Source organism: Pseudomonas sp. C8002, from assembly GCF_013385765.1.
Classification (GTDB): Bacteria; Pseudomonadota; Gammaproteobacteria; order Pseudomonadales; family Pseudomonadaceae; genus Aquipseudomonas.
In genome coordinates, this window is the sequence record NZ_JACAPJ010000007.1 from 344,028 (window position 1) to 367,073 (window position 23,046).

23 protein-coding genes are annotated in these 23,046 nt (G+C 60.5%); 12 read left to right on the forward strand and 11 right to left on the reverse strand.

The window, feature by feature from the left end; genetic code table 11:
- Nucleotides 1-7 precede the first annotated feature (7 nt).
- Nucleotides 8-787, reverse strand: coding sequence for an IclR family transcriptional regulator (locus HX814_RS12960; protein ID WP_003211410.1), 780 nt, complete (start codon nt 785-787; stop codon nt 8-10).
- A gap of 215 nt (nt 788-1,002) precedes the next feature.
- Between HX814_RS12960 and HX814_RS12965 the strand changes: the two genes are divergently transcribed.
- From HX814_RS12965 to HX814_RS12980, 4 genes are read left to right on the forward strand one after another with little or no spacing between them, the layout of a single operon-like run.
- The gene (locus HX814_RS12965) at nt 1,003-1,785 is read left to right on the forward strand and encodes an ABC transporter substrate-binding protein (protein WP_003211407.1); all 783 of its coding nucleotides are present in this window, start codon (nt 1,003-1,005) and stop codon (nt 1,783-1,785) included.
- On the forward strand, nt 1,782-2,450 hold the full coding sequence (gene ehuD, locus HX814_RS12970; RefSeq protein WP_008435412.1) for an ectoine/hydroxyectoine ABC transporter permease subunit EhuD: 669 nt from the start codon (nt 1,782-1,784) through the stop codon (nt 2,448-2,450). The genes HX814_RS12965 and ehuD overlap by 4 nt, the downstream gene beginning before the upstream one ends.
- Complete coding sequence (locus HX814_RS12975; RefSeq protein ID WP_177008618.1) at nt 2,447-3,199, forward strand: amino acid ABC transporter ATP-binding protein; 753 nt, start codon at nt 2,447-2,449, stop codon at nt 3,197-3,199. The genes ehuD and HX814_RS12975 overlap by 4 nt, the downstream gene beginning before the upstream one ends.
- Nucleotides 3,196-4,461 (forward strand): FAD-binding oxidoreductase, encoded by a 1,266-nt coding sequence (locus tag HX814_RS12980; RefSeq protein WP_177008619.1) that lies wholly within the window; start codon nt 3,196-3,198, stop codon nt 4,459-4,461. Before HX814_RS12975 ends, HX814_RS12980 begins: the two co-directional genes overlap by 4 nt.
- 62 nt (nt 4,462-4,523) lie before the next feature.
- Here HX814_RS12980 and HX814_RS12985 read toward each other — a convergent pair whose 3' ends face one another.
- Entirely contained in the window at nt 4,524-5,210 is a 687-nt protein-coding gene (locus tag HX814_RS12985; protein ID WP_087694233.1) for a M24 family metallopeptidase, read from the reverse strand.
- Between the two features lie 563 nt (nt 5,211-5,773).
- Here HX814_RS12985 and HX814_RS12990 point away from each other — a divergent pair.
- Nucleotides 5,774-6,121 (forward strand): DUF6124 family protein, encoded by a 348-nt coding sequence (locus HX814_RS12990; protein ID WP_003211399.1) that lies wholly within the window; start codon nt 5,774-5,776, stop codon nt 6,119-6,121.
- Nucleotides 6,122-6,236: 115 nt separating this feature from the next.
- On the opposite strand, the gene glsB is transcribed toward HX814_RS12990, so the two are convergent.
- The gene (gene glsB / locus HX814_RS12995; protein WP_010171887.1) at nt 6,237-7,145 is read right to left on the reverse strand and encodes a glutaminase B; all 909 of its coding nucleotides are present in this window, start codon (nt 7,143-7,145) and stop codon (nt 6,237-6,239) included.
- Between the two features lie 209 nt (nt 7,146-7,354).
- Between glsB and HX814_RS13000 the strand changes: the two genes are divergently transcribed.
- Complete coding sequence (locus HX814_RS13000) at nt 7,355-7,813, forward strand: signal peptidase II (RefSeq protein WP_134327658.1); 459 nt, start codon at nt 7,355-7,357, stop codon at nt 7,811-7,813.
- Nucleotides 7,814-7,979: 166 nt separating this feature from the next.
- On the opposite strand, the gene HX814_RS13005 is transcribed toward HX814_RS13000, so the two are convergent.
- Genes HX814_RS13005 through HX814_RS13015 form a run of 3 tightly spaced genes read right to left on the reverse strand, consistent with a single transcriptional unit; the run spans nt 7,980 to nt 11,434 of the window.
- On the reverse strand, nt 7,980-9,194 hold the full coding sequence (locus HX814_RS13005) for a nucleoside permease (RefSeq protein WP_177008620.1): 1,215 nt from the start codon (nt 9,192-9,194) through the stop codon (nt 7,980-7,982).
- 42 nt (nt 9,195-9,236) lie between these two features.
- Nucleotides 9,237-10,289 carry a sugar phosphate isomerase/epimerase gene (locus tag HX814_RS13010; protein WP_087694231.1) on the reverse strand — a complete coding sequence of 351 codons (1,053 nt, stop codon included), beginning with the start codon at nt 10,287-10,289 and terminating at the stop codon, nt 9,237-9,239.
- A gap of 14 nt (nt 10,290-10,303) precedes the next feature.
- Nucleotides 10,304-11,434 (reverse strand): Gfo/Idh/MocA family protein, encoded by a 1,131-nt coding sequence (locus HX814_RS13015; protein ID WP_177008700.1) that lies wholly within the window; start codon nt 11,432-11,434, stop codon nt 10,304-10,306.
- Nucleotides 11,435-11,601: 167 nt separating this feature from the next.
- Here HX814_RS13015 and HX814_RS13020 point away from each other — a divergent pair, with 167 nt between their 5' ends.
- A complete protein-coding gene (locus tag HX814_RS13020) occupies nt 11,602-12,597 on the forward strand; it encodes a LacI family DNA-binding transcriptional regulator (protein ID WP_177008621.1) in 996 nt (331 codons plus the stop codon).
- Here HX814_RS13020 and HX814_RS13025 read toward each other — a convergent pair.
- Nucleotides 12,591-13,001: a hypothetical protein gene (locus tag HX814_RS13025; RefSeq protein ID WP_003211385.1), complete on the reverse strand. Its 411-nt coding sequence runs from the start codon at nt 12,999-13,001 to the stop codon at nt 12,591-12,593. The two genes, HX814_RS13020 and HX814_RS13025, sit on opposite strands and share 7 nt — an antisense overlap.
- 109 nt (nt 13,002-13,110) lie before the next feature.
- On the opposite strand from HX814_RS13025, the gene HX814_RS13030 reads away from it, so the two are divergent.
- The 5 genes from HX814_RS13030 (at nt 13,111) to HX814_RS13050 (ending at nt 18,067) form a co-directional block, all read left to right on the forward strand.
- Complete coding sequence (locus tag HX814_RS13030) at nt 13,111-13,962, forward strand: helix-turn-helix domain-containing protein (RefSeq protein WP_008435424.1); 852 nt, start codon at nt 13,111-13,113, stop codon at nt 13,960-13,962.
- Nucleotides 13,963-14,253: 291 nt separating this feature from the next.
- Nucleotides 14,254-14,982 (forward strand): winged helix-turn-helix domain-containing protein, encoded by a 729-nt coding sequence (locus HX814_RS13035; protein WP_003211381.1) that lies wholly within the window; start codon nt 14,254-14,256, stop codon nt 14,980-14,982.
- Nucleotides 14,975-15,730: an EAL domain-containing protein gene (locus HX814_RS31315; RefSeq protein ID WP_008435428.1), complete on the forward strand. Its 756-nt coding sequence runs from the start codon at nt 14,975-14,977 to the stop codon at nt 15,728-15,730. Before HX814_RS13035 ends, HX814_RS31315 begins: the two co-directional genes overlap by 8 nt.
- 32 nt (nt 15,731-15,762) lie before the next feature.
- Complete coding sequence (locus HX814_RS13045) at nt 15,763-16,452, forward strand: winged helix-turn-helix domain-containing protein (RefSeq protein WP_177008622.1); 690 nt, start codon at nt 15,763-15,765, stop codon at nt 16,450-16,452.
- A gap of 220 nt (nt 16,453-16,672) precedes the next feature.
- A complete protein-coding gene (locus HX814_RS13050; RefSeq protein ID WP_087694227.1) occupies nt 16,673-18,067 on the forward strand; it encodes an undecaprenyl-phosphate glucose phosphotransferase in 1,395 nt (464 codons plus the stop codon).
- Nucleotides 18,068-18,330: 263 nt separating this feature from the next.
- On the opposite strand, the gene HX814_RS13055 is transcribed toward HX814_RS13050, so the two are convergent.
- The 4 genes from HX814_RS13055 to HX814_RS13070 are packed head-to-tail and all read right to left on the reverse strand — an operon-like array spanning nt 18,331 to nt 22,968.
- Nucleotides 18,331-20,421 (reverse strand): YjbH domain-containing protein, encoded by a 2,091-nt coding sequence (locus HX814_RS13055; protein ID WP_177015421.1) that lies wholly within the window; start codon nt 20,419-20,421, stop codon nt 18,331-18,333.
- On the reverse strand, nt 20,418-21,185 hold the full coding sequence (locus HX814_RS13060) for a capsule biosynthesis GfcC family protein (protein ID WP_134326352.1): 768 nt from the start codon (nt 21,183-21,185) through the stop codon (nt 20,418-20,420). Before HX814_RS13060 ends, HX814_RS13055 begins: the two co-directional genes overlap by 4 nt.
- Nucleotides 21,182-21,841, reverse strand: a complete 660-nt coding sequence (locus HX814_RS13065) for a YjbF family lipoprotein (RefSeq protein ID WP_371315707.1) — start codon at nt 21,839-21,841, stop codon at nt 21,182-21,184. Before HX814_RS13065 ends, HX814_RS13060 begins: the two co-directional genes overlap by 4 nt.
- A gap of 14 nt (nt 21,842-21,855) precedes the next feature.
- Nucleotides 21,856-22,968, reverse strand: coding sequence for a polysaccharide export protein (locus HX814_RS13070; protein WP_143495494.1), 1,113 nt, complete (start codon nt 22,966-22,968; stop codon nt 21,856-21,858).
- Between the last annotated feature and the right edge of the window lie 78 nt (nt 22,969-23,046).

A 23,046-nucleotide genomic window follows, 5' to 3' on the forward strand; every position in this document is an offset into this window, starting at 1 on the left:
GAGCGGGTTACTCCAGGTTACGCGCCGAATTGCTCAACGCCCTTGAGCACTGCAACAACGCCGGCGCCAACTGCTTCTCTGCATCCGCCCTGCTCCAGCGACTGGTCGGCGCCACCACATGCACCGCCGCCACCGGCCGACCGTTCGCCCCCAGCACCGGCGCGCCGATGGTCATGTCCCCCAGGAACAGTTCCTGGCCATTCACCGCATAGCCCTGCTCGCGCACCTGCTGCAACGACTCCATGATCCTGTCGACGTCCGTCAACGTCTGGCTGGTATGCGCCACCCGCTGGCTGTGCTCGATCAACGCCAGCGCCTCATCCTGCGGCAACGCACTCAGATACGCGCGCCCCGACGCCGTGCAATACATCGGCACCCGCGAGCCAATCGGCATGTGTACCGGCACGAAGCCGGAGCTGACAAACCGCGCGATATACGTCATGTCGTAACCCGCAGGCTCGGTCAGGCACGAGGTTTCTCCCGTCAGGCGGGTCAATTCCGAGAGGAACGGGTTGGCCACTTCAATCAGCGAATGCGCATCCAGATAACTGAAGCCCAACTCCAGCACCCGTGGTGTGAGTTGGTAATGACGGGTGCGCGAGTGTTTCCGAAGGTAACCCAGGCTCTCGAGGGTAAACACCATGCGCTGGGCCGAGCTTTTGGTCATGCCGGCGGCCTCGGCCACCTCTGCAAGGCTCATGCTGCGGCGCTGGGCGCTGAATGCCTTGAGCACCGACAGGCCCTTTTCCAGGGATTGGTTGTGCAAGCTGTTGCGTTCTTCGGACATGGCGAACTCGCGGTCAGGTCGATCAAGCGTGGCGATATTTCTACACGAAATCGCGAAATTCGACCACTAAAAATCGCATATCGATACGAATGGTTCATTTTCTTCAATTTCCATAGCGTAAAACGATTTTGTTTAATCGAAATGGCACAGAGCTTGCGGTTTGCTCGGTAACCGCTCGCGGTACTGACGATCCGTTTTCCTTCTGGAGTAACCCGATGAACAGTCTTTCGCCCTTGTTTCGCCGCCTCGCCTTCGGTCTTTGCGCCACCTTTTGCGTGGCCACCGTGCACGCCGCCGGTGCAGCCTCGTACAAAGTCGGTGCAACGGCCAGCGGTTCGCCGTTCACCTTCCTCGACATCAAGAGCAACAGCATCCAGGGCGTGATGGTCGACGTCGCCAACGCAGTGGGCAAGGCCGGTGGTTTCACCAGTGAAATCGAGCAGACCAACTTTGCCGCGCTGATCCCGTCCCTCACCTCGGGCAAGCTCGACTTCATCGCCGCCGGCATGCTCAAGACCCCGGAGCGTGCCCAGGTGGTGGACTTCAGCGCGCCGGTGTACGCCTACGGTGAAGGGCTGATCGTGAGTGCCGACGACAACGCGACCTATACCGACCTCAGCTCCTTGAAGGACCAGGTAGTGGGCGTACAAGCCGGCACGATCTTCTACGACATGCTCAACAAGCTGGGGATCTTCAAGGAAATCCGCACCTACGACTCCATCGGCGAAATGGTCCGCGACCTGAGCCTGGGCCGCATCAAGGCCGCCGTGGGGGACCAGCCGGTGGTGGCGTACCAGATCCGCCAGAAGCTGTTCAAGGGCGTGAAGCTCGCCGCCGACTACAAGCCGGTGAACGTCGGCGAGGTGTGCCTGGTGGTGCGCAAAGGCGACAGCGAAACCCTCGCACGCCTGAACCAGGCCATCGCCAGCATCAAGGCCGACGGCACCCTGGACGCGATCCTGAAGAAGTGGGGGCTTGATGCCCAGGTGCAGCCATGAACCCGGCTGAATTCCTGCAAAACGCCCAGGACTTCCTGCCGATCCTGCTGCAAGGCGCCTGGGTGACGATCCAGATCACCGTGCTGTCGTTCCTGCTCAGCAGCGCGATCGGCCTGGTGCTGGCGCTGCTCAAACTGTCGCCGATCAAGGCGCTGTCGTGGGCGGCGAGCACCGTGATCAATGTGATTCGCGGCCTGCCGATCATCGTGCAGCTGTTCTACATCTACTTCGTGTTGCCGGACATGGGCGTGCACCTCAGTGCATTCCAGGCGGGTGTGATCGGCATGGGCATCGCCTACTCGGCGTACCAGGCGGAGAACTTCCGTACCGGCATCATCGCCGTCGAACAGGGCCAGCGTGAAGCCGCCGAAGCCCTGGGCATGCGCTCGGTGCTGATGATGCGCCGGGTAATCCTGCCCCAGGCGTTTCGCATCGCCTTGCCGCCCTACGGCAACACCCTGGTGATGATGCTCAAGGACTCATCGCTGGTGTCGACCATCACCGTGGCCGAGATGACGCGCCAGGGCCAACTGATCGCCTCGTCCACCTTCCAGAACATGACCGTCTACACCCTGGTCGCCCTGCTCTACCTGCTGATGAGCCTGCCGCTGGTGTATGGCCTGCGCCGCATGGAACAGCACCTGGGCCGGAGGAAAAAAGCATGATCGAGATTCGCCAACTGCAAAAACACTACGGCACCCATCGCGTGCTGCACGGCGTCGACCTGGACGTGGCCAAGGGCGAAGTGGTGTGCCTGATCGGCCCGTCCGGCTCAGGCAAATCCACCCTGCTGCGCTGCATCAATGCCCTGGAAGCCTACGACGGCGGCACCATCCGCGTATTCGGTGAAGCCGTGCAGCGCAGCAGCAAGACCGTGCATGCCCTGCGCAGCCGCATGGGCATGGTGTTCCAGCGCTTCAACCTGTTCCCCCATCGCACCGTGCTGGAAAACGTGATGGAAGGCCCGGTGTACGTCAAGGGCGAACCGCTGCAACAGGCCCGGGAAGAAGCCTTGGCGCTGCTGGATAAAGTCGGCCTGTCGGCCAAGGCCGATGCCTACCCGGAACAACTCTCCGGCGGCCAGCAACAGCGGGTGGCCATCGCCCGCGCACTGGCGATGAAACCCGACGCCATGCTGTTCGACGAACCCACTTCGGCCCTCGACCCGGAACTGGTGGGCGATGTGCTGGAGGTGATGCGCACCCTCGCGGACGAAGGCATGACCATGATCGTGGTGACCCACGAAATGGGCTTTGCCCGGGAAGTGGCCGACCGCGTGTGCTTCCTGCACGGCGGCTACATCGTGGAGAGCGGGCCGGCCGAGCAGGTGCTGCGCAACCCGCAACAACCGCGCACCCAGGACTTCCTGCGCCGCGTGCTGCACCCGACGGCCAACACCCGGAGCCTGCCATGAAGTCACTCTGGGCCGCGACGGCGCCCGCTGCACCGCAAACACCCGCGTTGGCTGAGTCATTAAAGGTGGACGTGGCCATCGTCGGCGCCGGGTATACCGGCTTGTCCACGGCGCTGCACCTGGCGGAGCGCGGCGTCAGCGTGTGCGTGCTGGAGGCCAACGAGCCCGGCTGGGGCGCGTCCGGGCGCAATGGCGGGCAGGTCAACCCGACACTCAAATACGACCCGGATCAACTGGTGCAGATGTACGGTGCCGAGCGCGCCGAGCCACTGATCAACACCGTGTCCAACTCGGCAGACCTGGTGTTCAACCTGATCGAGCGCCATGGCATTGACTGTGCGCCCACACGCAAGGGCTGGATGCAGGTTTCCTATTCCGAAAAAGGCGTGGCGGGCCTGCACGCCCGGGCCGAACAGTGGGCACGTCGCGGGGTGCCGGTGCAGCGCCTGGATGCCGGCGCGGTGTCCGCCCGCATGGGCAGCCAGGCGTTTGCCGGTGGCTGGCTGGACGGTCGCGCGGGCGCCATCCAACCCTTGGCCTATGCTCGGGGCCTGGTGCGTGCAGCCCAGGCGGCGGGCGTGCGCATTCATGGGCAGAGCGCAGTGACCGCGATGCAACAGGCGGGCGCGGGCTGGAAGTTGCAGACCGCGAGCGGCGCGCAGGTGTCGGCCGGCCAGGTGGTACTGGCCACCAACGGCTACAGCGGCGACTTGTGGCCCGGCATGGCCCAGAGTGTGCTCGCGGCCAACAGTTTTATCGTCGCCACCCGGCCCTTGAGCGGGCCTGCGGCCGAGAGCATTTTGCCGGGGCAGGAAACCGTCTCAACCGCCCAACGGCTGCTGCTGTACTTTCGCAAGGATGCCCATGGCCGCCTGCTGATGGGCGGGCGCGGGTTGTTCGAAGATCCCACCGGGCCCACGGATTTTGCGCACCTGGAACGTTCGCTGGCACTGTTGTTTCCCCAGCTGGGCAAGCTGGACTTCGAGTACCGCTGGGCGGGCCGGATCGCGATCACCCGGGACTTTATGCCCCACGTCCACGAGCCCGCACCCGGCCTGACCCTGGCATTGGGCTGTAACGGACGCGGGATTGCCTTGTGCACCAGCCTCGGCCAGCAATTGGCCGGGCGCTTGTGTGACAGCCGCTCCGACTTCGCTTACCCGGTAACGCCTTTGCAGCGGTTGCCACTGCATGGCTTGCAACGCTTCTACATCGGCGCGGGCGTGGCGTGGTACAGCCTGCTGGATCGCCTCTCCCTGTAGGAGCGAGCTTGCTCGCGAAAAAACCGAAGGCGCCGCGTGTCCTCAGGAGACCGGCGCCTTCGTCAAAGCTCGCAGACCTTTCCCTCATCACTGAAGAAATAGATATTTTCATGCTTGTAGCCCCAGCGACCGCCTCGCTCGCGAGCATGCGGCTCGAAGGTAAAGCACGTCACCTCCTCCAGGCGCCGATGATTGCCCGCCTCGATGTAGAGCCTTTGGTCACGCTGCTCGCAGATGCTGTGGCCGACGTTGCCGGCGAAATCGAGGTTCTCGAAACCCTCGGATGCGATCAGGTCATTGGCGAACGCGTGGAGATCGTTGAACGTGGTTTCAGGCCGGGCGAATGTGCGCATCATCGCGTGTAGCAGGTGCTCGACTTCATAACCCCTGCTGAACTCGGCCCCCACCGGCACCGCCCGGCACACGCCCTCCTCCACATAGAAAGAGCGGGCACAGTCGCCCCACACATTGCCTGCTCTCGGGCTCAAATCCACCGTGATCAGATTGTGTAAACCAACGGCTTCATCACTGGGCCGATAGTCGCGTCCCGACACCGAAAGCGCACTGCGCGAACCCAGCAATACGAAGGCCGGGCAGTCGTAATACCAGGTCTGCGGATAGCCGGAATCCGCGAGCATCTGCGTCGCCATTTCGGCGATGGAGGCTTCGGTGGACTGTGGCGTGATTCGCGTAACGAGCTGCTGCAGCACCGACTTGGCGGCGGCCTGGACCACGCGATTAGGCAACATGGATTGTCTCTGACTGATGAGGGATTGCGTCGATGGTAGCAGCACTCTCCTCGACAGGGAGACGCACTCGGATTTTAAGCTCGTTCCCACGCTCCGCGTGGGAATGCCTACGGTGACGCTCCGCGTCACAAAGGCAGACGCAGAGCGTCCAGGGCTGCGCTCCCACGCAGAGCGTGGGAGCGATCAATAGCCGGAGCACCGACTTGGCGGTGGCCTGGACCACACGATTGTGCAACATGGACCGTCTCTGACTGAGGGAGACATGCTCGGATTTTTCCGACAACTGTTTCAGGTTGTCGGTCGGACCCGGGCTGACTAACCTCCCGCAGTCGCTGCCAATTCAGCGACCGGATTTGACCGTCCGACCAATCGACGACTGCAACGCCCACACCTATTCCAGGCGTTTTTTTTATGCCTGAGGTATCGTGTCGCGGCGGCTGTGCGCGGGATACCTTCGGGTATGCCGGGTTCGTTGATAACCGGTCGGTCAACCCGCGTACAGCTGCCACCCTCCTCGTTTGACCGCGAACGGTGGTGGCTCCACTTATCGACGGAGCTTCACCATGATTAAAGACAGCCCCAATCCCCCACCGCACACCGACCGGCTTCAAGAAGCCGCTTACCGCGCCATTCACCACTATCTGAAACCTGACGCCCAACCCCAACCGCCTGAACCCACCGAGCTACCGTTCGATGGATTATTTACCGTGCGTACGGACCTGGACACGGAAACCTTGCTGGCCAATGCCTCGCAAGACCTGGCGTCGATCAATGTCATCGCCGCTCACCTGGCCTTCGAAGTCGATGGTACCCAGCGCAACGTGGCGCTGGGCATTTGCCGGATGCTGGAAGGTGTGCAGATGCTGGTCGACAAAGCGCTGGATCGATGCGCGCAAACCAGCCCGCGCTGAGCTCGTTCCCACGCTCCGCGTGGGAATGCAGACCGTGACGCTCCGCGTCACAAAGGCAGACGCAGAGCGTCCAGGGCAGCGCTCCCACGCAGAGCGTGGGAGCGATCAAGTCTCTTCAAAAAACCGACCATCCGATCCGCTCGCTCAACAACTCCAACGCCTTCATCCCCGCCAGCGAATTGCCCGCCGCATTCAACTCCGGCGACCACACGCACACCGTAAACTGCCCCGGCACCACCGCGAGAATCCCGCCGCCTACCCCGCTCTTGCCCGGCAAGCCAACGCGATACGCAAAATTCCCCGCCTCGTCATACAGCCCGCTGGTGGCCATGATCGAGTTCACTTGCTTGGTCTGGCGCGCCGTCAGAATCTGCTCGCCGCTGTGGGTGCACACCCCCTCATTCGCCAGGAAGCAAAATGCCTTGGCCAGGTCCAGGCAGCTCATCTGCAACGCGCAGTAGTTGAAGTAGCTGTGCAGCACTGCATCCACGTCATTGTGGAAGTTGCCGAAGGACTTCATCAGGTACGCCATGGCCGCATTGCGCGCACCGTGCTGGGCTTCGGATTCGGCCACCACGCTGTTGACCAGGATTTGCGGGTTGCCCGACAGCCGCCGCACAAAATCACGCATGGACAAAATCGGCACGGCAAAGCGCGATTGGTTGATGTCGCAGATCACCAGCGCACCGGCGTTGATAAACGGGTTGCGTGGCCGCCCACGCTCGAACTCCAGTTGCACCATGGAGTTGAACGGCTGCCCCGAGGGTTCGTGGCCCAGGCGTTCCCAGATGCTCTCGCCGCCATGGTCGATGGCCTGCACCAGGCTGAATACCTTGGAGATGCTCTGTACGGAGAACAAGGTGTGAGCATCACCCGCGCAGTAGAACGAGCCGTCATTGCCATACACGGCAATGCCCAGTTGCTGCGCCGGCACGTCGGCGAGCGCGGGGATGTAGTCGGCGACCTTGCCGAGGCCGATCAGTGGACGGACTTCGTCGAGGATCGACTCCAACAGGGCCTGCATGTTTTGTTCTGGCATGGTTTGGGAATAGTTGTTGAGCGGGGCGCGGAGGATACCTGAAACGCCGGGGCCAGGCAGGCTGCCGGTGCAAAGATGGACGCTGCGCAGGCCGTGCTATATCTTCGGGCCGCCGCCGACTCAGGCGAAAAACATGAAGGAGTGAAACGTTGAAGAAGCAGGACGCCTTGAGAGGACAAAGCTTTGCGGTGCTGATGGGCATTGCGTTTATCGCCGTGGACCAGTTGATCAAACTGCTGGCGCTGTTTTCGCTTCAAGCCACAACGTTCCGGTTCGGTTCAAGCCCGGTCAACATGGCCTTGGAGCTGAGCTTGAACCCGGGTGCGTTCCTCAGCTTGGGCGCTAGCCTGCCAACCCAGGTCAAGCAACTGATCTTTATCGTCGGCGTGGCCGCGGTGGTGTGCTGGGCGGGTTATTGGGCCTGGACGAACTGGAACCATTCCCTGCGCAAGGCCGCACCACTTTTCCTGATTGCCCTGGGCGGCGCCGGGAACCTGATTGACCGGGTCTTTCGCGACGGCCATGTCGTCGATTATCTGGTGGTGAATGTCGGCCCGCTGCATACGGGTGTGTTCAATCTCGCCGATATCGCGATCACTCTGGGTGCGTTGTTGCTGATGCTTGATCTGTTCAAGAGCCCCGGTAAAGCCTGAGTTCCACACCAGCCAACAACACGCTCAAACAGGCAAAGAGAATCAGTGTGGGAGCTGGCTTGCCTGCGATGCAGACACCTCGATGTATCAGTTGCACCGAGGCGATGCTATCGCAGGCAAGCCAGCTCCCACCTTTGATTTTGGCTGGCCTTGACATCGTACTCAGTCAGCCCGCCACCCGCTCCCGCCCCTTGAACGCCAGCGAAAAACAAAAAAAGATCACCAGCGCAAACCCCGCCGGAAACAGCCAGATGCTGCGCCAGTCATGGCTGCCACCCGCCGCCACATAGTGGTCGGTCACCTGCCCCGCCACCCAGAACCCAATCAACATGCCCACACCGTACGTAGCCAGGGTAATCAGCCCCTGCGCCGAACTCCTGAAGCGCTCCGGCGCTTTCGCGTCGGTGTAGATCTGCCCCGAGACAAAGAAGAAGTCATAGCAGATGCCATGCAGCGCAATCCCGGTAAACAGCATGAAGGCCAGCTCGCCATTATTGCCGTAGGCGAACAGTGCATAGCGCAGCGCCCACGCCAGCATGCCCACCAACAGCGCGACCTTGATGCCAAAACGCTGGATGAACAGCGGCAATAGCAGCATGAACAGCACCTCGGACACTTGCCCAATGGCCATTTTTGCCGTGGGGTTGGTCACGCCGATTTCCGCGAGAAACGGGTTGGCGTTCTGGTAGTAGAACGCCAGGGGAATGCAGATCAGGATCGAGGCGATGAAGAACACCAGGTAGCTGCGATCCTTGAGCAACCCCAGCGCATCCAGCCCGAGCAGTTGCTTGATATCACCCTTGCCCGCCTCGGCTTTCAAGGGCGCGGTACGCGGCAAGGTGAAGCTGTAGAAACCCAGCACCACTGACGCGATGGCAGACATCAGGAAGGTGTTGCGCAACGCGCCCGTGGTGATCGACTGCTGCGAATCCCAGGCGAACACAAAGCTGATCACCAGCCCCGCAACAATCCAGCCCAAGGTGCCCCACACACGGATGCGCGAAAACTCCTGGGCCGGGTCGCTCATTTGCCGGAAGGCCACCGAGTTCACCAGTGCCAGGGTCGGCATGTAGATGACCATGTATGCCAGCACGTAGGGATAAAAGCCGACGAAGTCCGGCGCGCGGTACAGCTGGTACAGCAGCACCGCGCCGATCAGGTGCAGCACCGCCAGGATGCGCTCGGCGTTGAAGTAGCGGTCGGCGATCAGGCCGATGATAAACGGGGCGATGATCGCCCCCCACGACTGGGTGGAAAACGCCATGCCGATCTGCCCGCCGCTGGCCCCCAGGTTGCTGGCGAGGAAGGTGCCGAGGGTGACGAACCAGCCGCCCCAGATGAAGAATTGCAGGAACATCATGACGCTCAGTCGCGCTTTCATTGTGGTCACCGTTTTATTGTTATTTTGAGTCAGAAGCGCTGTTCAGGCGTCGGGCAGGCCCAGCAGCCGTCGGTTGGATTGCTCGTCGGATGTCACGCCGGCGAAGTCATCGAATGCCTTGCTGGTCTTGCGGATCATGTGCTGGCGGATGAACTCCGCCCCTTCTGCCGCGCCTTGTTGCGCGTCCTTCAGGCAGCACTCCCACTCCAGCACGGCCCAACCGTGGAAGTCGTACTGGGTGAGCTTGCTGAAGATCGATTTGAAGTCGATCTGGCCATCGCCCAATGAGCGAAAACGGCCAGGGCGGTCGACCCATCCTTGGTAGCCGCCATACACGCCGGAGCGCGCGTCGGGGCGAAACTCGGCGTCCTTGACGTGGAACATGCGGATGCGCGCGTGGTAGCGGTCGATGAAGCCCAGGTAATCCATTTGCTGCAGCAGCAGGTGGCTGGGGTCGTAGAGAATGTTGGCCCGGGGATGGTGGTCGACGGCTTCGAGGAAGCGCTCGAAAGAGGCGCCGTCGTGAAGGTCTTCGCCGGGGTGGATTTCGTAGCACAGGTCGACGCCGGCCGCCTCGAAGCAATCGAGAATCGGCAGCCAGCGCTTGGCCAACTCGGCAAAGCCTTGCTCCACCAGGCCGCTGGGGCGTTGTGGCCAGGGGTAGATGTACGGCCAGAGCAGCGCGCCGGAGAAGGTCGCGTGGGCCGTCAAGCCAAGGCGCTGGCTGGCGCGGGCGGCGAGTTTCAATTGGTCGATCGCCCACTCGGTCCGTGCCTGGGGCTGGCCGCGCAGATGGGCCGGGGCGAAGTCGTCGAACAGCGTGTCGAATGCCGGGTGCACGGCCACAAGTTGGCCCTGCAGGTGGGTCGATAGCTCGCTGATTTCGACGCCGGCATGGGCGCAGGTCGCCTTGAGTTCATCGCAGTAGGCCTGGCTTTCTGCAGCGCGGGCCAGGTCAATGTAGCGGGTGCCGAGTGTGGGCAACTGGATCGCCTTGTAGCCCTGGGACGCCGCCCATTGGGCGATGTTGGCCAGGGTGTCGAAAGGCGCTTCGTCCGAGATGAACTGGGCGAGAAAAATGCCTGGGCCGCGCATGTCTGTAGTCTCCTTCATGGGTGGTTCGCCAGGGTGGTCCACTTCGCCTCGCCGCGATGGTTGGCGATCACGGCTTCGATAAAGGCCATGCCGCGCACGCCGACTTCGATGCCGGGTACGCCAACGGCCTCGGTGCCCTGGCGAATGGCCTTGGCGAAGTCGCGGTAGAGGTTGGCCATGGCTTCCAGGTAACCCTCGGGATGCCCGGCGGGCAGGCGCATGCGCTGCAATGCCGCGTCGCACAGCCAGGGCTGGCCGACGCCGGAACGCAGGATGCGCAGCGGTTGGTCGAGGGAACGATGGATCAGACTGGCGGGTTCTTCCTGGCGCCATTCCAGGCCGCCCTTGTCGCCATAAAGGCGGATCTTCAGCGGGTTCTCTTCACCGGCACACACTTGGCTGGCGATCAGCACGCCGCTCGCGCCGGAGGCCATCTTGAACAGCATGGCGGCATCGTCATCCAGTTGCCGACCGGGTACATGGATGCCCAGGCTCGCGCAAAGCTGTTCGATCGGTTGGTCGGCGATGAACTCGGCCAGGGAAAAAGCGTGGGTGCCGATGTCGCCGATGCAGCCGCCCAGTCCCGACAGCTCGGGCCGGCTGCGCCAGTCCGCCTGTTTGTTGCCCTGCCCGGCCACGTCCTGGCTGAGCCAGCCTTGTGGGTACTCGACGATCACTTTGCGCAACGCGCCGATCACGCCATTGCGCACCATGTCGCGGGCCTGCCACACCATCGGGTAACCCAGGTAGGTGTGTGCCAGCCCATAAAGCCCGGAACTGTTTTTGACAACGTCTGCCAGCGCCTGCACTTCAGCAAGATTGAGCGCGGCCGGCTTCTCGCTGAACACGTGGAAGCCCGCCTGCAGCGCCTGGGTCGCAATCGGTGCATGCAGATGATTGGGGGTGACGATCACCAGCAGCTGCATGCGCTGCTCGGCCGGGAGTGCCTGTTCGGCGGCGAGCATCTGCTGCCATTCGCTGTAACAGCGGGACGCGGGCAGGCCCAGCGCATTGCCGGTGCTCCGGTTGTTCTCGGGCTCACGGCTGAAGGCACCGCACACCAGTTCATAACACCCATCCAGCCCCGCCGCCTGGCGGTGAGCCTGGCCGATGAAGGCGCCTTCGCCGCCGCCAACAAAGCCCATTCTTATTTTTTGCACAGCAACCGTCATCGCAAGTCTTCTCTTTATGGGCAATTACCGATCACGATGTAACCGGTTACATCGTGCCGGAAATTTAGGCCTGGTTGCTCGCGGTGTCAAACCCCGACTGCGGTAAACTTGCAGGCTGCTGTTCTGATAACGAGGTGGTCTTGTCCAATATTCGTGAAGTCGCCCGCCTGGCCGGGGTCTCGGTGGCCACCGTGTCCAGGACCCTGGCCAGCCCTGAACGCGTGTTGCCCGAGACCCGCGACAAGGTCAACGCCGCCGTGGAACAGACCGGCTACCGGCCGAACCGCATGGCGGTGCAATTCCGTTCGCGGCGCACCGGCAACCTGGTGATCCTGGTGCCGGCGATTGCCAACACGTTTTTCGCTCGGGTCATCAGCGGTGCACAGCAAGCGGCGCAGGCATCGGGTTATCGGTTGCTGTTGTGCGACACCCGGGGCCAGGCAGAAATCGAAAAACAGTTCGCCGAACTGGTCCACGCCCATCAGGCCGACGGTGTGATTCAGTTGCGGGCCTCGGACCCATTCAGCGACTGCAGCGACTCACCGCCACTGGTGAACGCCTGCGAGGTGATCAAGGACGGTCGCCACCCCACCATCAGCCTCGACAACCGTGGCGCCGCCCGGGCCATGACCCAGCACTTGATCGACCTCGGCCACCGCCGCATCGGCTTGATCAAAGGCCCGAAAAGCAGCCCACTGACCCGTGACCGCGTGGCCGGTTATGAAGATGCCTTGCTCGCGGCGGGCATCCCCCGCGACCCGGCGCTTATCTGCCACGGCGACTTCACCCTGCACGCCGGTTTCGAGGGCGCAGGCAACATGCTCGCCCTGCCCGAGCGGCCCACTGCGCTGTTCTGCGAGAACGACGAAATGGCCATCGGCGCCTTGAAGCGCATCAAGCAACAGGGCCTGCGCGTGCCCCAGGATATTTCCTTGGTGGGCTTTGATGACATCCCCTTCGCGGCCTACTGCGACCCGCCCCTGACCACCATTGCACAGCCTGCCGAAATCTTCGGCCGCAAGGCGGTCGAGATGCTCATCGCACTGATCGAGAAAACGCCGCTGTCGGAGCGTCAGGTTGTAGTGCCGTTCGAACTCACAGTACGCGGCAGCACGGCAGCGCCCCACACTCAATAGTGCGCCACATCCGACACCTGGGTATCCAGCACGTCCCGCGCCAATGCCCAGGCCTGATCCGTGGATTCCACCACCAGCAACGGGTAGCCCCACGCCTTGCCGAACATCACGGCAAACGGCTTGAGCGCCAGGCGCTTGGCTGCGCTGGGCTCCACCTGGATCATGCCTTTGACGAAAGTACGCAGGGCCACCTTGTGCTTCTTCATCCAGATCGAGGCCTGTTTGCGTTCTTCGTGTGAATGCTCGTGAGTGCTTTCATCCACGGCTTTCTCGTGCAGCAGGACGAAGGGTTCCTCGCGCTGCAACAAGGCCTCGAATGCGCCAAAGGTATCTTGCGGGGGAGTGTCGCTGGGGGCGTCAAACACGATTTTCACCACGGGGAATGTTGAACTGTCGAGTTGCATGGGAAGCTCCTTTAACGAGAATGTTTCTCATGATAGCCATGCCATCACTGGACGCCATTGCACAGAATGGCCAGAATGTTTTGCATTCCAGCCAAGACGCCGCGCCGCCATGTACAACCACCGCCTCGAAACCCGTGACCCCTTGCGCCCGGCCCTCGCCGATGCAATTCCCCGTGCGGTGGTTGCAGTGAGCGCCTCAAGCACCTCTGCGAGTTGGGAGCACGCACCGCACCAGCACCGCAAGGGCCAGTTGATGTACACGTTGCGCGGGGTGATTCATTGCGTCATCGAAGAAGGTATCTGGATCGTGCCCCCCCAGTGCGCGTTGTGGATTCCGGGCGGCCTTTCCCATGCCGCGCGCGGGTCGGGGGCAGCGGACGTCTACTGTCTGTTGGTCGACCCCGACGCTGCCGGTGCCCTGCCCCGGCAATGCTGCACCCTGGCGGTATCGCCGTTGTTACACGAATTGATCAGCAAGGCCGTCAGCTTCCCGCCGCTGTACGACACCGAGGGCGCCCAGGGCCGGTTGGTGGCCACGCTGCTGGACGAACTGGCACTGGCACCGGTGGAGGCCCTGCACCTGCCCATGCCCCGGGACACTCGGCTGCGGCGCCTGGCCGACAGTTTGCTGGCCAACCCCAGCGACAAGGCCACCCTGGGCGAATGGGCCGTACGCATCGGCATGAGCGAACGCAGCATGACGCGCTTGTTGCTGGAGGAGATCGGCCTGAGTTTCGGCCGCTGGCGCAGGCAACTGCATGTGATCCTGTCACTGCAGCGCCTGGCGAAAGGCGAAAGTGTGCAGACGGTGGCGCTGGACCTCGGCTATGAAAACGCCAGCGGCTTTATCACCATGTTCCGCAAGGCCATCGGCCAACCGCCGGCGCGCTACCTGGCCGACCGCGCGAGCATCCCCCAGCACACGACGCCCGCTATCGCCTTGCTGGATTATTATAAATAGTCACGTATAAGCATTTTTAGAGCTAAGGGACTAGAAGGCTTAAATCATTCCAGCCAAAAAAAATCAACCCGCCTAAAATACTTATCGCACACTAAAAAATTTGCACTAGCATATGAGTACTCCGGTCCACAAACCCGCTCTCAACACCCGCCTGAAATCCGCCTTACCCCCCGCAAATAAAGTGCCGAATGTTAAAATTTGTCACGTTTTGGCGTATTCAATTCGATTAACATCTAAACGCCTGCAGCGATTGAATTGACGGCCTCGCATGCCGGAAAAGGGAGCAACGTGATGCATTTTTCCAACGTCCTCGCTATTGCACGGACCCCATCGAAATCCGAGGACTTCAGCGAGCTTATAGTTCGTACTGTACCGAAAAATCTAAAAGTCGATACACGCTCCTACGGCCAACTAATCGGTCCCTATGCAAGCCATGGACATTACCGTGCCATCATCATAGAGATCGACACCCCCTCTGCCAGCACCCAAACGCTGGACATCATTAAAAAAACCAGATCGGAAAATCCTGGCAGCACCATTTTCCTGGTTGTCACCTTCGCCACTACACTAAGCAAAACCAAATATTATCTCGCAGGCGCCGATTACTGCATAAAGGTCGTCGAGAGCTCGCCCGAGAAAAAACTTGCCCTGTTTGCCGCGTTCCTCAGCGAGACATACTGGCTAAGTAATACTGATTTGCTACTCGATCAGGATCGCATGTGCATCTACGGGGGTGGTAAAAAGCTCGAAGTGTCCTTTGTCGAAATGAAAGTACTGGAAGCGCTCATTCATAATCGATTGCTCAGCCATGATGAAATCGCCGTGGTAATGGGGCTGAATCCCCGATTTTATGATTCAAGGGCCCTCGAAAAATCGATTAGCCGGTTACGTGGCAAAATAAAATCACATTACGGAAGCAATATAATTCAGAGCATTCGCGGTTACGGCTACAAACTAAGCAGAGGGCTGGCTTCGGTTAATCATATCCACCCCGTCAGGGAGCGGTCGAACCGTGAATAGCGGAACCTTATTACGTGAGGCGTCAGCCTGCTTCACCTTTTCGCGGCAAGCGATACTTGAACGAAGTTGCACGCTGTGGGGCAGTGAGATCCGCGTCCACGCCGAGCCTGCGCTCGACAGCCCGCGTGATGACGCCTGCCCGTTTTATTCCGAACAACTTAAAGACGCCTACAGCGAAGCCCTGCAACATGCCAGGCCGAGTTCATTTGCCCGCACAAGTAAACGTTTGCGCGCGGATAAAAGCCCGGGCCTCCACAAGTTTTTCCGAGTTGAGCAATCGCTGTTGATGAATGAGGACCTGCTCAAGGAAATTATCGATACTTCACACACGCTGGAAAAAAACAGACAACAACTCATTGTCAGCGTTGAAAACACACTGGACACCCTTCCGGGCCCGCTGGAACGCCGGAGCATGATCCGTCAACTGTATAGCCTGAAAGACCAGAGCAACCTGAAGCTTGCCTATAACAATTACACATTAAATACAAAAAACACCGACCTGCTGATCGACTTGAGTCTTTATGACTATATAAAAATGCCTTTTCCAGACTCGGCCCTCAGGCTCAGTCTGAACACCCGCTCGGGCCTGTTCGACCGGCTTTACGACCAGATGCTGGGGCTGATGAGCACCACCCGGGTCTCCTTCATCGCCGACAACGTCGAGCACGCCGACAGCGCACTTCTCGCCAGACGCTTGCCTTTTGACTATTTTCAGGGCCCCTACTTCTCCCCTGCTGATAGTTTATGAACCCCCGTACTTTCCTGGAATCGGTGAATGCCATGAGTTCTCTCAAGAAACACACATTTACATCGACGTACCCGTCAATCGCACTGCACGATTTCACGCCAAATGTGGCATTTTTACATTACGACGTCGACAGCGGGCCGCTGATCGAAACCGTGGAAAAAACATCGGACGCTTCGACCAGTTCCTACGCCGTTACCAAAGAGCAGAATTTCAATCTGTGGCTCAGTAACTATGTCGCCGCCAAAAGACTTTACGAAGCCAGTAATCGGCTGACCCGACAACTTTACGACGCATCAAAAAAACCTAGCATCACGGCTCTAAAATCAGACGTCACACACACGGACCTGAATAACACCACCGCGGAAACAGTTAACTCATCCTCTGCATTACGCGGCCCCGATGTCTGGCTACTTACCCAGCAAGATCGTGCGCTGGTGAAAGGTGGGCTACGCATTTCCTTGACCACTATTGAGTCGGCATTGATCAAGAAAATGTTGAACCATGAAGAACGTGTGGTCAGCAAGGAAGAACTTATCCGCAACATCGGACGTGAGCCCGACCTCTATCGCGGGCTTGAAATGTGCCTTAGCCGATTGCAGGACAAGTTCAAGCGCGTGAATGATGGCGAACGCCTGTTCCGCGCGGTGCGTAACCGTGGCTACTGCCTGACACAAAAAATAAAGAGCCCGCTGAGCAGTCGCGCAAACGTCACAGAACAATAATTATTTCATAAAAATTACAATTCACCCTGCCTATTAGAACGCCTTTCTATCTGCCATTTTATAACAACATGACCGCGTTATAAGTCGTCAGCCATTGCTCCCTGCCATTTATTACTATCAATACGCACGCCTACGCGTGCGCCTGCCATTTGATAGTCATTAAAACCACGCCTCGCTTTAACCTGCCAGCACGTGAGTGGATACCACAGGGAGCAGAAGTATGCTTAACAACAGAAGAATGCATCGTAACCTTACACCCAAAGGCCTGACCTTTTGGGGACAGTGGGCAATTGCCCTCAGTGTGGTCGTTGTACTTTTGTTTTCACTGGTACTTTTCAAGACCGGGCAATTGGAATCCCACTACCGGATATTGGCAGCCATTACAATACTGGCCTCTATACCGGCCTACATGTTATGTGACGTCTATAGCAAAAAAGATGACTTTTTTGTTGGGCTGGGACGATTATTCACCGGCTGGTTATTGACCCTGGGCATATTGTTCGCGGTCGGCATAGCCTGTAATGCCAGTTCGCTGTTTCCCTTCGAGATCCTGCTACTCTGGGCCGCTGTCAGCTATCCAATACTAGCCCTTTGCTACATTCCCATTCACAGTCTATCCAGGTACTACCACCGGCAACTACATGAGCGCCAGAAATCGCTGATTATTGGTACAGGAAAACTTGCAACCGACTTGGCCAATACTCTCGCCAGGCAAAAACGCTCCCCTCTGGTCGGTCTCGTAGGTCCCCGCACCACCTCCCCCCAGGCCGGCACCCAGCCTCAGATCCTCGGTGACTTGCCCGATCTTCCCGCGCTGATCCGCCAGCACGGTATCCGCCGCCTGTACATCACTCACTCTCTCCAGGAAGCGACCCACATCGAGGCGCTGTACCTCAACCTGCTGGAGATCAGCGTGGACGTGATCTGGGTGCCCGACCTCAACAACATGCTGCTGCTCAACCACAGCGTGGCCGAGGTGGATGGATTACCCGCGATCTTCCTCAATGAAAGCCCGCTGACCAGCCGGCCGACCGCAGCACTGAGCAAGTCGCTGCTGGACAAGAGCCTGGCCCTGTTGGCGATCATCCTGCTCAGCCCGTTGCTGCTGCTGTTCGCCCTGCTGATCAAACTTACCTCTCCCGGCCCGGTAATTTTCAAGCAGGATCGTCACGGCTGGAACGGCGAGGTGATCAAGGTCTGGAAGTTCCGCTCGATGCGCGTGCATGACGACCACGAAGTGCGCCAGGCGAGCCGCAACGACTCACGCATTACCCCCGTAGGGCGCTTTATCCGCCGCACCTCCATCGACGAGCTGCCCCAGCTGTTCAACGTGCTGCAAGGGCATATGGCACTGGTCGGCCCACGCCCGCATGCCGTCGCCCACAATGACTACTACTCGGGCAAGATTCGCGCGTACATGGCGCGGCATCGCATCAAGCCCGGCATCACCGGCCTGGCGCAGGTCAATGGCTGCCGGGGTGAAACCGAGACCCTGGAGAAGATGCAGCAACGCGTCGATATCGACCTGCGCTATATCAACAACTGGTCGCTGTGGCTGGACATCAAGATCCTGTTCAAGACGCCGTTTACCCTGCTGTCCAAAGACATCTACTGACCCCGCCCTTCCCCGTGCCGCTGCATCGGCGGCGCGGGGCACCAGGCGCGCTTTGCGCCCTCCCCGCCACCACTCCCCGCAAGGCGCAACGATAGCGCCCACAGCAACGCCCGGGCCCGGGCCATTCGCATAGTCATCAAAGAGGAAAGTCAGGCAAGTGTTGCGCGCCGGCATTGCACCTGGCGCTGTAGCGTTCGGCGTGGCGACTGCCCGGCGCATTCAACGCCGGGCAGTCGACAACCTGGTCGGCAGATGCCGCACCGTCACTCAGTGATCTTCTCGAAGTTGTTATAGAACAACTCGCTGTCACGCCCGTCAGTCATGGTCTGCAGCGAATAGCCGCGGTTCAGGCGTGCGCCGCCGTCACGGGTCAGTGGCGCCCATACGACGTTGGCCCGACGCATCGTCGAGGTGCTCATCAATTCGTCGAAGGGGACGGAAATATAGATACCCTTGTCGAAGCTGCCTTCGCCATATTCTTCCTTCGAGGCGGTGGTCAGCGTCACCCAGCCACCAAACTTCACGCCGTTCTTGAACTGGCGCGAGATGTCGACGGTGGTGCCCCAGTCCCGCGCCAGGTAACGCCCCACACTGACGGCGGCCAGGGTGTCATAGGGCAGCTCGGTATAGCTGGTGACATGGCCGGTGATGGTCTGGTAATCCCGCAGGCCGAAGCCCTGGTTGAAATCACGCTGGCGCACGAAGTTCAGGTCTGCGCCCACTGACCAGTGCTTGCCCGCCGGCCGGAACAACACCTCGCCGCCCACCCCGGCGTACATGGACTCCAGGTAGCCGCCGTAGACCATGCCATACAGGTCGCGGTCCAGGCGCTGCGCATGGTTGACCTGGAAGTTCGGCATCGTCACATCGGACGTGGTCATGTATTGGCGCAGGTCGGTGCGTACTCGCGGCAACCCGCTGGGTGCGTCGTAGGTGAACTTGTCGTAGTTGTTCAGCAGGTTGGCGCTGAGCAAGCCGCTCCACCAGGTATTGCGGGTAAAACGGTACTCCGCGTCGGCGTCGGCAGTGAACTGATAAAGCAAGCCGTCGGGGCCACCGATGTTCTGTTTGTAACCCAGGCCAAGGCCATAGTTGAACGGCTCGGATTGTCTGCTGTAGAGCGTGGTTTCCCGATGGGCAATCGCCGGATTGACCTCGGTATTACGGTGCAGGTCCGTCAACGGTTGCTGGTTGTTCACCACGGCCCAGAAGGTGTCACGGGGCACGCTGGTTTCTTCGATGGGCATGTCATAGCGCTTGTTCACCAGGGTGAACCAGTCGATATCCTGATTGGCGCTGTTGTCGAGAATCCGGCTGGCGCGTCCCACGGCCTTGGCTGAATAGAAGTAGCGTTGCTGCTCGCCATACACCATCAATTCCGAGCCGCGCCGGGCAATGCGCTCCACCTTGTAGCCGGCATTCTGCTGCAGCCTGTCGGCGACGTTGGCCCAGTTGACCTGGTCGGCCGGGGTGGTGGGCATGCGCGCCGGCAACGGTTCGGCGGGCGGGTCATAGGTCTTGACCGGTGCCTTGCGGCTGACAAAGTTGGTGTGCAGGGTGATGCCGAACATCGCGGTATTCCCGCGTTCCCAGGCCGCACTCAGGTCGACGCTGTCAGCCAGCTTATAGACCACGCCAATGTTTACCGGCGAGTCCTGCTTGATCGGGTTGTCCAACGGCTCGTGCTTGTAGTCATTGCCCTCGTATTCGAGTTTCAGGCTCAGGGGTTCCCAGGGCGTTTGATAGGCGATCCCGCCGAACAACGAAGGGCGGCCCCTGAAATAGGCGTTGGAGTTCACGTCCCCTGCCCTGGCGACGACCGCAGTGCTCTTGGGCCGGTCGTTGAATTTGCTGCCGAACACCGACAGCGGGTTGCCGAAGTCGCCTCGGTTTCCCAGGTAGCCCCAGGCGATGCCGAGGCTGAAATCCAGGTTGCCGTGGCGCTTGTTGGCGACAAAATATTCGCTGGAAAACAGCCCGGTACCGCCGATGTCCCGGGCACCGAAAGCCACCTGCGGTGCCCACCGGCTTTCCTCCCAGAGCCGCGCCTTGAAGTCGATGGCCTTGTCCTTGAAGCTCTGGCTTGCGCTCAACGCCTCGGCGCCGTACCTGCGGTTGCTGATGGCGGTATAACGAAACGAACCCTCCAGCCAATCAAACGGTTGCAGGGAAAAACTGTAGCGCGAGTAGGGATCGGTGCGGTTGGCGTTGGCGCTCAACTCTCCCGCCGGGGCCATGCGTGCGGTGGGGGTCTGTAGCAGGCCCACGCCGCCGAAATCATTTTGGGTGTAACGGGGGTCACCGTGAGCCAACCCGCAAGGCAACAGCAGTACAGCCGCAAAACGTAAATTCAAGGGTTCACCTCAGCCAACGGTTGAGTGGCGAAAAACTCGGCCAGTTGTTGGTTGAGATCAGGGGTCGGCGTCTCAAGGTCGTCGCTGCGGATCGGCACCAGGATCCTGCTGCCGGGGGCCGCCACCACGCCGTCCTCGCGATTCCACGCCGCCACGCCCACGCGCCGTACCTGGCCGTCGGGCTGGATCAGCCACAGGTCATCGCGCTCGGCGTCATCGAGGACCGTGCAGTCGCCAACATAATCCCGCACCTCGCGCATGGCCCGGTACGGCACATCACAGGACTGCGCGACCGCCCCGAGCACTTGCACGGTGGACGGCCTCACGGGGTAGACCAGCCGGTCCCCGTCATCCAGCAATGCGTTGCGCGCGAACCCCGTCTCCACGGCGATCGGGTCCAGCACTTGCACCTGGCGGCCGGTGACCGGCAACTGTTCGACCTGTCGATACAGACGCGCACTCAAGTCCGCCCGGGAGCCACGGTCATCCAGCAAGGCCCCTCGTTGCAGCAGTTTCAGATCGAACAAAACCCCTGCCTTCAAGCGTTCCTGCGTGCTCACCAACGACTGGTGCAGCCACGCGGCGCCCAACCAGTAGCTTTCTGCATTGGGTTGGGCCACACGAATAACGTCCAGCAAACGCGCACCCGGCTTGACCTCGAAGGCGCCAGGGCTGCGCACATCGCCACTGACTGTAACGGCCGCCTGGCCAGTGCCGGGGCCGATCAGCAACAGGCCCAGCCATAAAAGCTTCGAACACTTCATCGGGCTGCCTCCCGGTCGGGACGCAACTGCACGATTTTCAGGGCCAACCGGGGCGTCAAATGCTGCTCGCTGCGCCAGATGAAACCATCCTGCGGGTCGACCCAATAATGGTTGGTGGCGCGGAAATTCAAGGTGGGAACGTCCACCTGCTCGTCGATGCGCAGCAAGGCGTAATCCTTGTCCAGAATGCGGAGGGTCTCGATACCGTGGCTGCTGAAACGGCTGTTGACCGCGATACCGATTCGGTTGCCGTCGTAGAGGTCGATCCAGCGTGTGCCGGTGTAGCCGTCGGGCAGATGCTGGAGCCCGCGCTTGAACGGCGATTCGCCACTGAAACGCGTGCCATCCAGGGAAACACCCAGCCCGACAGCGCGTACCACCAGGCCGTCACGCATCATCACCACTTGCTTGCCGGAAGCGACCCAGAACTGCAGGTCACCCCGGCGCCGGGCCATGGCCATCACGCCCTCGCTGACGGCGGTGGTCACCAGGATCTGCGGGTATGGCACCGCGTCGACCTGGGCGCGGGTCACGTTGATCGGGGCCGGGCCCGTCACAGAGGTTTCGAGGGTGTACCACGACGCCCTCATCAACGGGTTACACCCGCACAACAAGAGCGCCATCGACAGGCAGGCGCTGGTAGGCAACATTTTCACCACGGGATAACGCCTTATCTGCTGTTGACTTCACTGAGGTCATTGGCCGATCGGGCACCAATCCCAATGGCACTGGCCGTCGGCAGCAACTGGCTGATCAGGCGGTTCCAGCGCGTCACGCCGGCCGGCCCGACGTACACGATGTCCTGGGGTTGCAAGTCGAACCGGGTGGCCAGCACCAGCGCGGAAGGTGATTGGGCATCGAGCTGGAACACCTTGGCCGGTTCGGCTTCCAGGTTGTCCACGCCGCGAATCACATAGACCGCATTGCCATTGGAAGTGGTCTGGTTCAAGCCGCCTACGGTACCCAGGGCATCGGTCAGGTTGATCGACTTGCCCTTGAAGCTCAGGGCCCGGGGCTGATTGACTTCGCCCATCAGGTAGACACGTTTCTGGTCGTTATAGGGCAGGTACAACCGGTCGCCGCCCTTGAGGTAGATGCCCTGCAGTTGCGAGCCCTGGCGATTGAGGCTGTCCAGGTCAAGCGTGTACTCACGGCCATCGCGCGTCAGGGTCAGGCTCGAGAGGTCGGCATTCGTGGGGTCGACACCGGCAGCGCCAATGGCCTCGACGGCGCTCAATGGCGTGGTGGTGATCGGCTGTTGCCCGGCCTTGATCACCGCCCCGGTCACCACCACTGTCTGGCTGGCAAACCGCAGGACGCTGACGTCGACCTGTGGGCTTTCAATAAATTGCGACAAGCGCCCGGCGATAAAGGCCCGCAGCTCTTCGATGGTCTTGCCGGCCACCGGGACGTTGCCGATATACGGATAAAACAACGTGCCATCGGGGCGAACCAGGCGCCCGTTGGCGTCGATCTGCTGTTGCGGCCCGGACGGTGCCGTCAACTCGGGATGGTCCCAAACCGTGATGAACAACAGGTCATTGGCACCGACGCGATAGCCACCGGGCACATAAGACAACAGTTCTGCCGGCACCGATTCACGAACATGCGTGGCGGCATCCATGGCAATCAATTTGGGGGTGATGGGAATCAACTCTACCCGAGTACTTTCGGAAGAACCCTCACTGGACATTTGACTGGTGTCCATATGTTGACCAGGCGAAAACATGCAGCCGTGCAAGCTGAAACTTGCCAGCAAAAGAACAGGTAACCTACGAATCATAATGGCACTACGCTAGTCGAGGGCGAGTCTAAAAAAGATCACCCAGAAGTTCCGGGTGATCTTGAACAACACACATTG

What these genes read in the sequence shown, in the direction of transcription:
- HX814_RS12960 (WP_003211410.1), bottom strand. Translation starts at nt 787, where the DNA reads ATGTCCGAAGAACGCAACAGCTTGCACAACCAATCCCTGGAAAAGGGC.
- HX814_RS12965 (WP_003211407.1), top strand. Translation starts at nt 1,003, where the DNA reads ATGAACAGTCTTTCGCCCTTGTTTCGCCGCCTCGCCTTCGGTCTTTGC.
- ehuD (WP_008435412.1), top strand. Translation starts at nt 1,782, where the DNA reads ATGAACCCGGCTGAATTCCTGCAAAACGCCCAGGACTTCCTGCCGATC.
- HX814_RS12975 (WP_177008618.1), top strand. Translation starts at nt 2,447, where the DNA reads ATGATCGAGATTCGCCAACTGCAAAAACACTACGGCACCCATCGCGTG.
- HX814_RS12980 (WP_177008619.1), top strand. Translation starts at nt 3,196, where the DNA reads ATGAAGTCACTCTGGGCCGCGACGGCGCCCGCTGCACCGCAAACACCC.
- HX814_RS12985 (WP_087694233.1), bottom strand. Translation starts at nt 5,210, where the DNA reads ATGTTGCCTAATCGCGTGGTCCAGGCCGCCGCCAAGTCGGTGCTGCAG.
- HX814_RS12990 (WP_003211399.1), top strand. Translation starts at nt 5,774, where the DNA reads ATGATTAAAGACAGCCCCAATCCCCCACCGCACACCGACCGGCTTCAA.
- glsB (WP_010171887.1), bottom strand. Translation starts at nt 7,145, where the DNA reads ATGCAGGCCCTGTTGGAGTCGATCCTCGACGAAGTCCGTCCACTGATC.
- HX814_RS13000 (WP_134327658.1), top strand. Translation starts at nt 7,355, where the DNA reads ATGGGCATTGCGTTTATCGCCGTGGACCAGTTGATCAAACTGCTGGCG.
- HX814_RS13005 (WP_177008620.1), bottom strand. Translation starts at nt 9,194, where the DNA reads ATGAAAGCGCGACTGAGCGTCATGATGTTCCTGCAATTCTTCATCTGG.
- HX814_RS13010 (WP_087694231.1), bottom strand. Translation starts at nt 10,289, where the DNA reads ATGCGCGGCCCAGGCATTTTTCTCGCCCAGTTCATCTCGGACGAAGCG.
- HX814_RS13015 (WP_177008700.1), bottom strand. Translation starts at nt 11,434, where the DNA reads ATGGGCTTTGTTGGCGGCGGCGAAGGCGCCTTCATCGGCCAGGCTCAC.
- HX814_RS13025 (WP_003211385.1), bottom strand. Translation starts at nt 13,001, where the DNA reads ATGCAACTCGACAGTTCAACATTCCCCGTGGTGAAAATCGTGTTTGAC.
- HX814_RS13030 (WP_008435424.1), top strand. Translation starts at nt 13,111, where the DNA reads ATGTACAACCACCGCCTCGAAACCCGTGACCCCTTGCGCCCGGCCCTC.
- HX814_RS13035 (WP_003211381.1), top strand. Translation starts at nt 14,254, where the DNA reads ATGCATTTTTCCAACGTCCTCGCTATTGCACGGACCCCATCGAAATCC.
- HX814_RS13045 (WP_177008622.1), top strand. Translation starts at nt 15,763, where the DNA reads ATGAGTTCTCTCAAGAAACACACATTTACATCGACGTACCCGTCAATC.
- HX814_RS13050 (WP_087694227.1), top strand. Translation starts at nt 16,673, where the DNA reads ATGCTTAACAACAGAAGAATGCATCGTAACCTTACACCCAAAGGCCTG.
- HX814_RS13060 (WP_134326352.1), bottom strand. Translation starts at nt 21,185, where the DNA reads ATGAAGTGTTCGAAGCTTTTATGGCTGGGCCTGTTGCTGATCGGCCCC.
- HX814_RS13070 (WP_143495494.1), bottom strand. Translation starts at nt 22,968, where the DNA reads ATGATTCGTAGGTTACCTGTTCTTTTGCTGGCAAGTTTCAGCTTGCAC.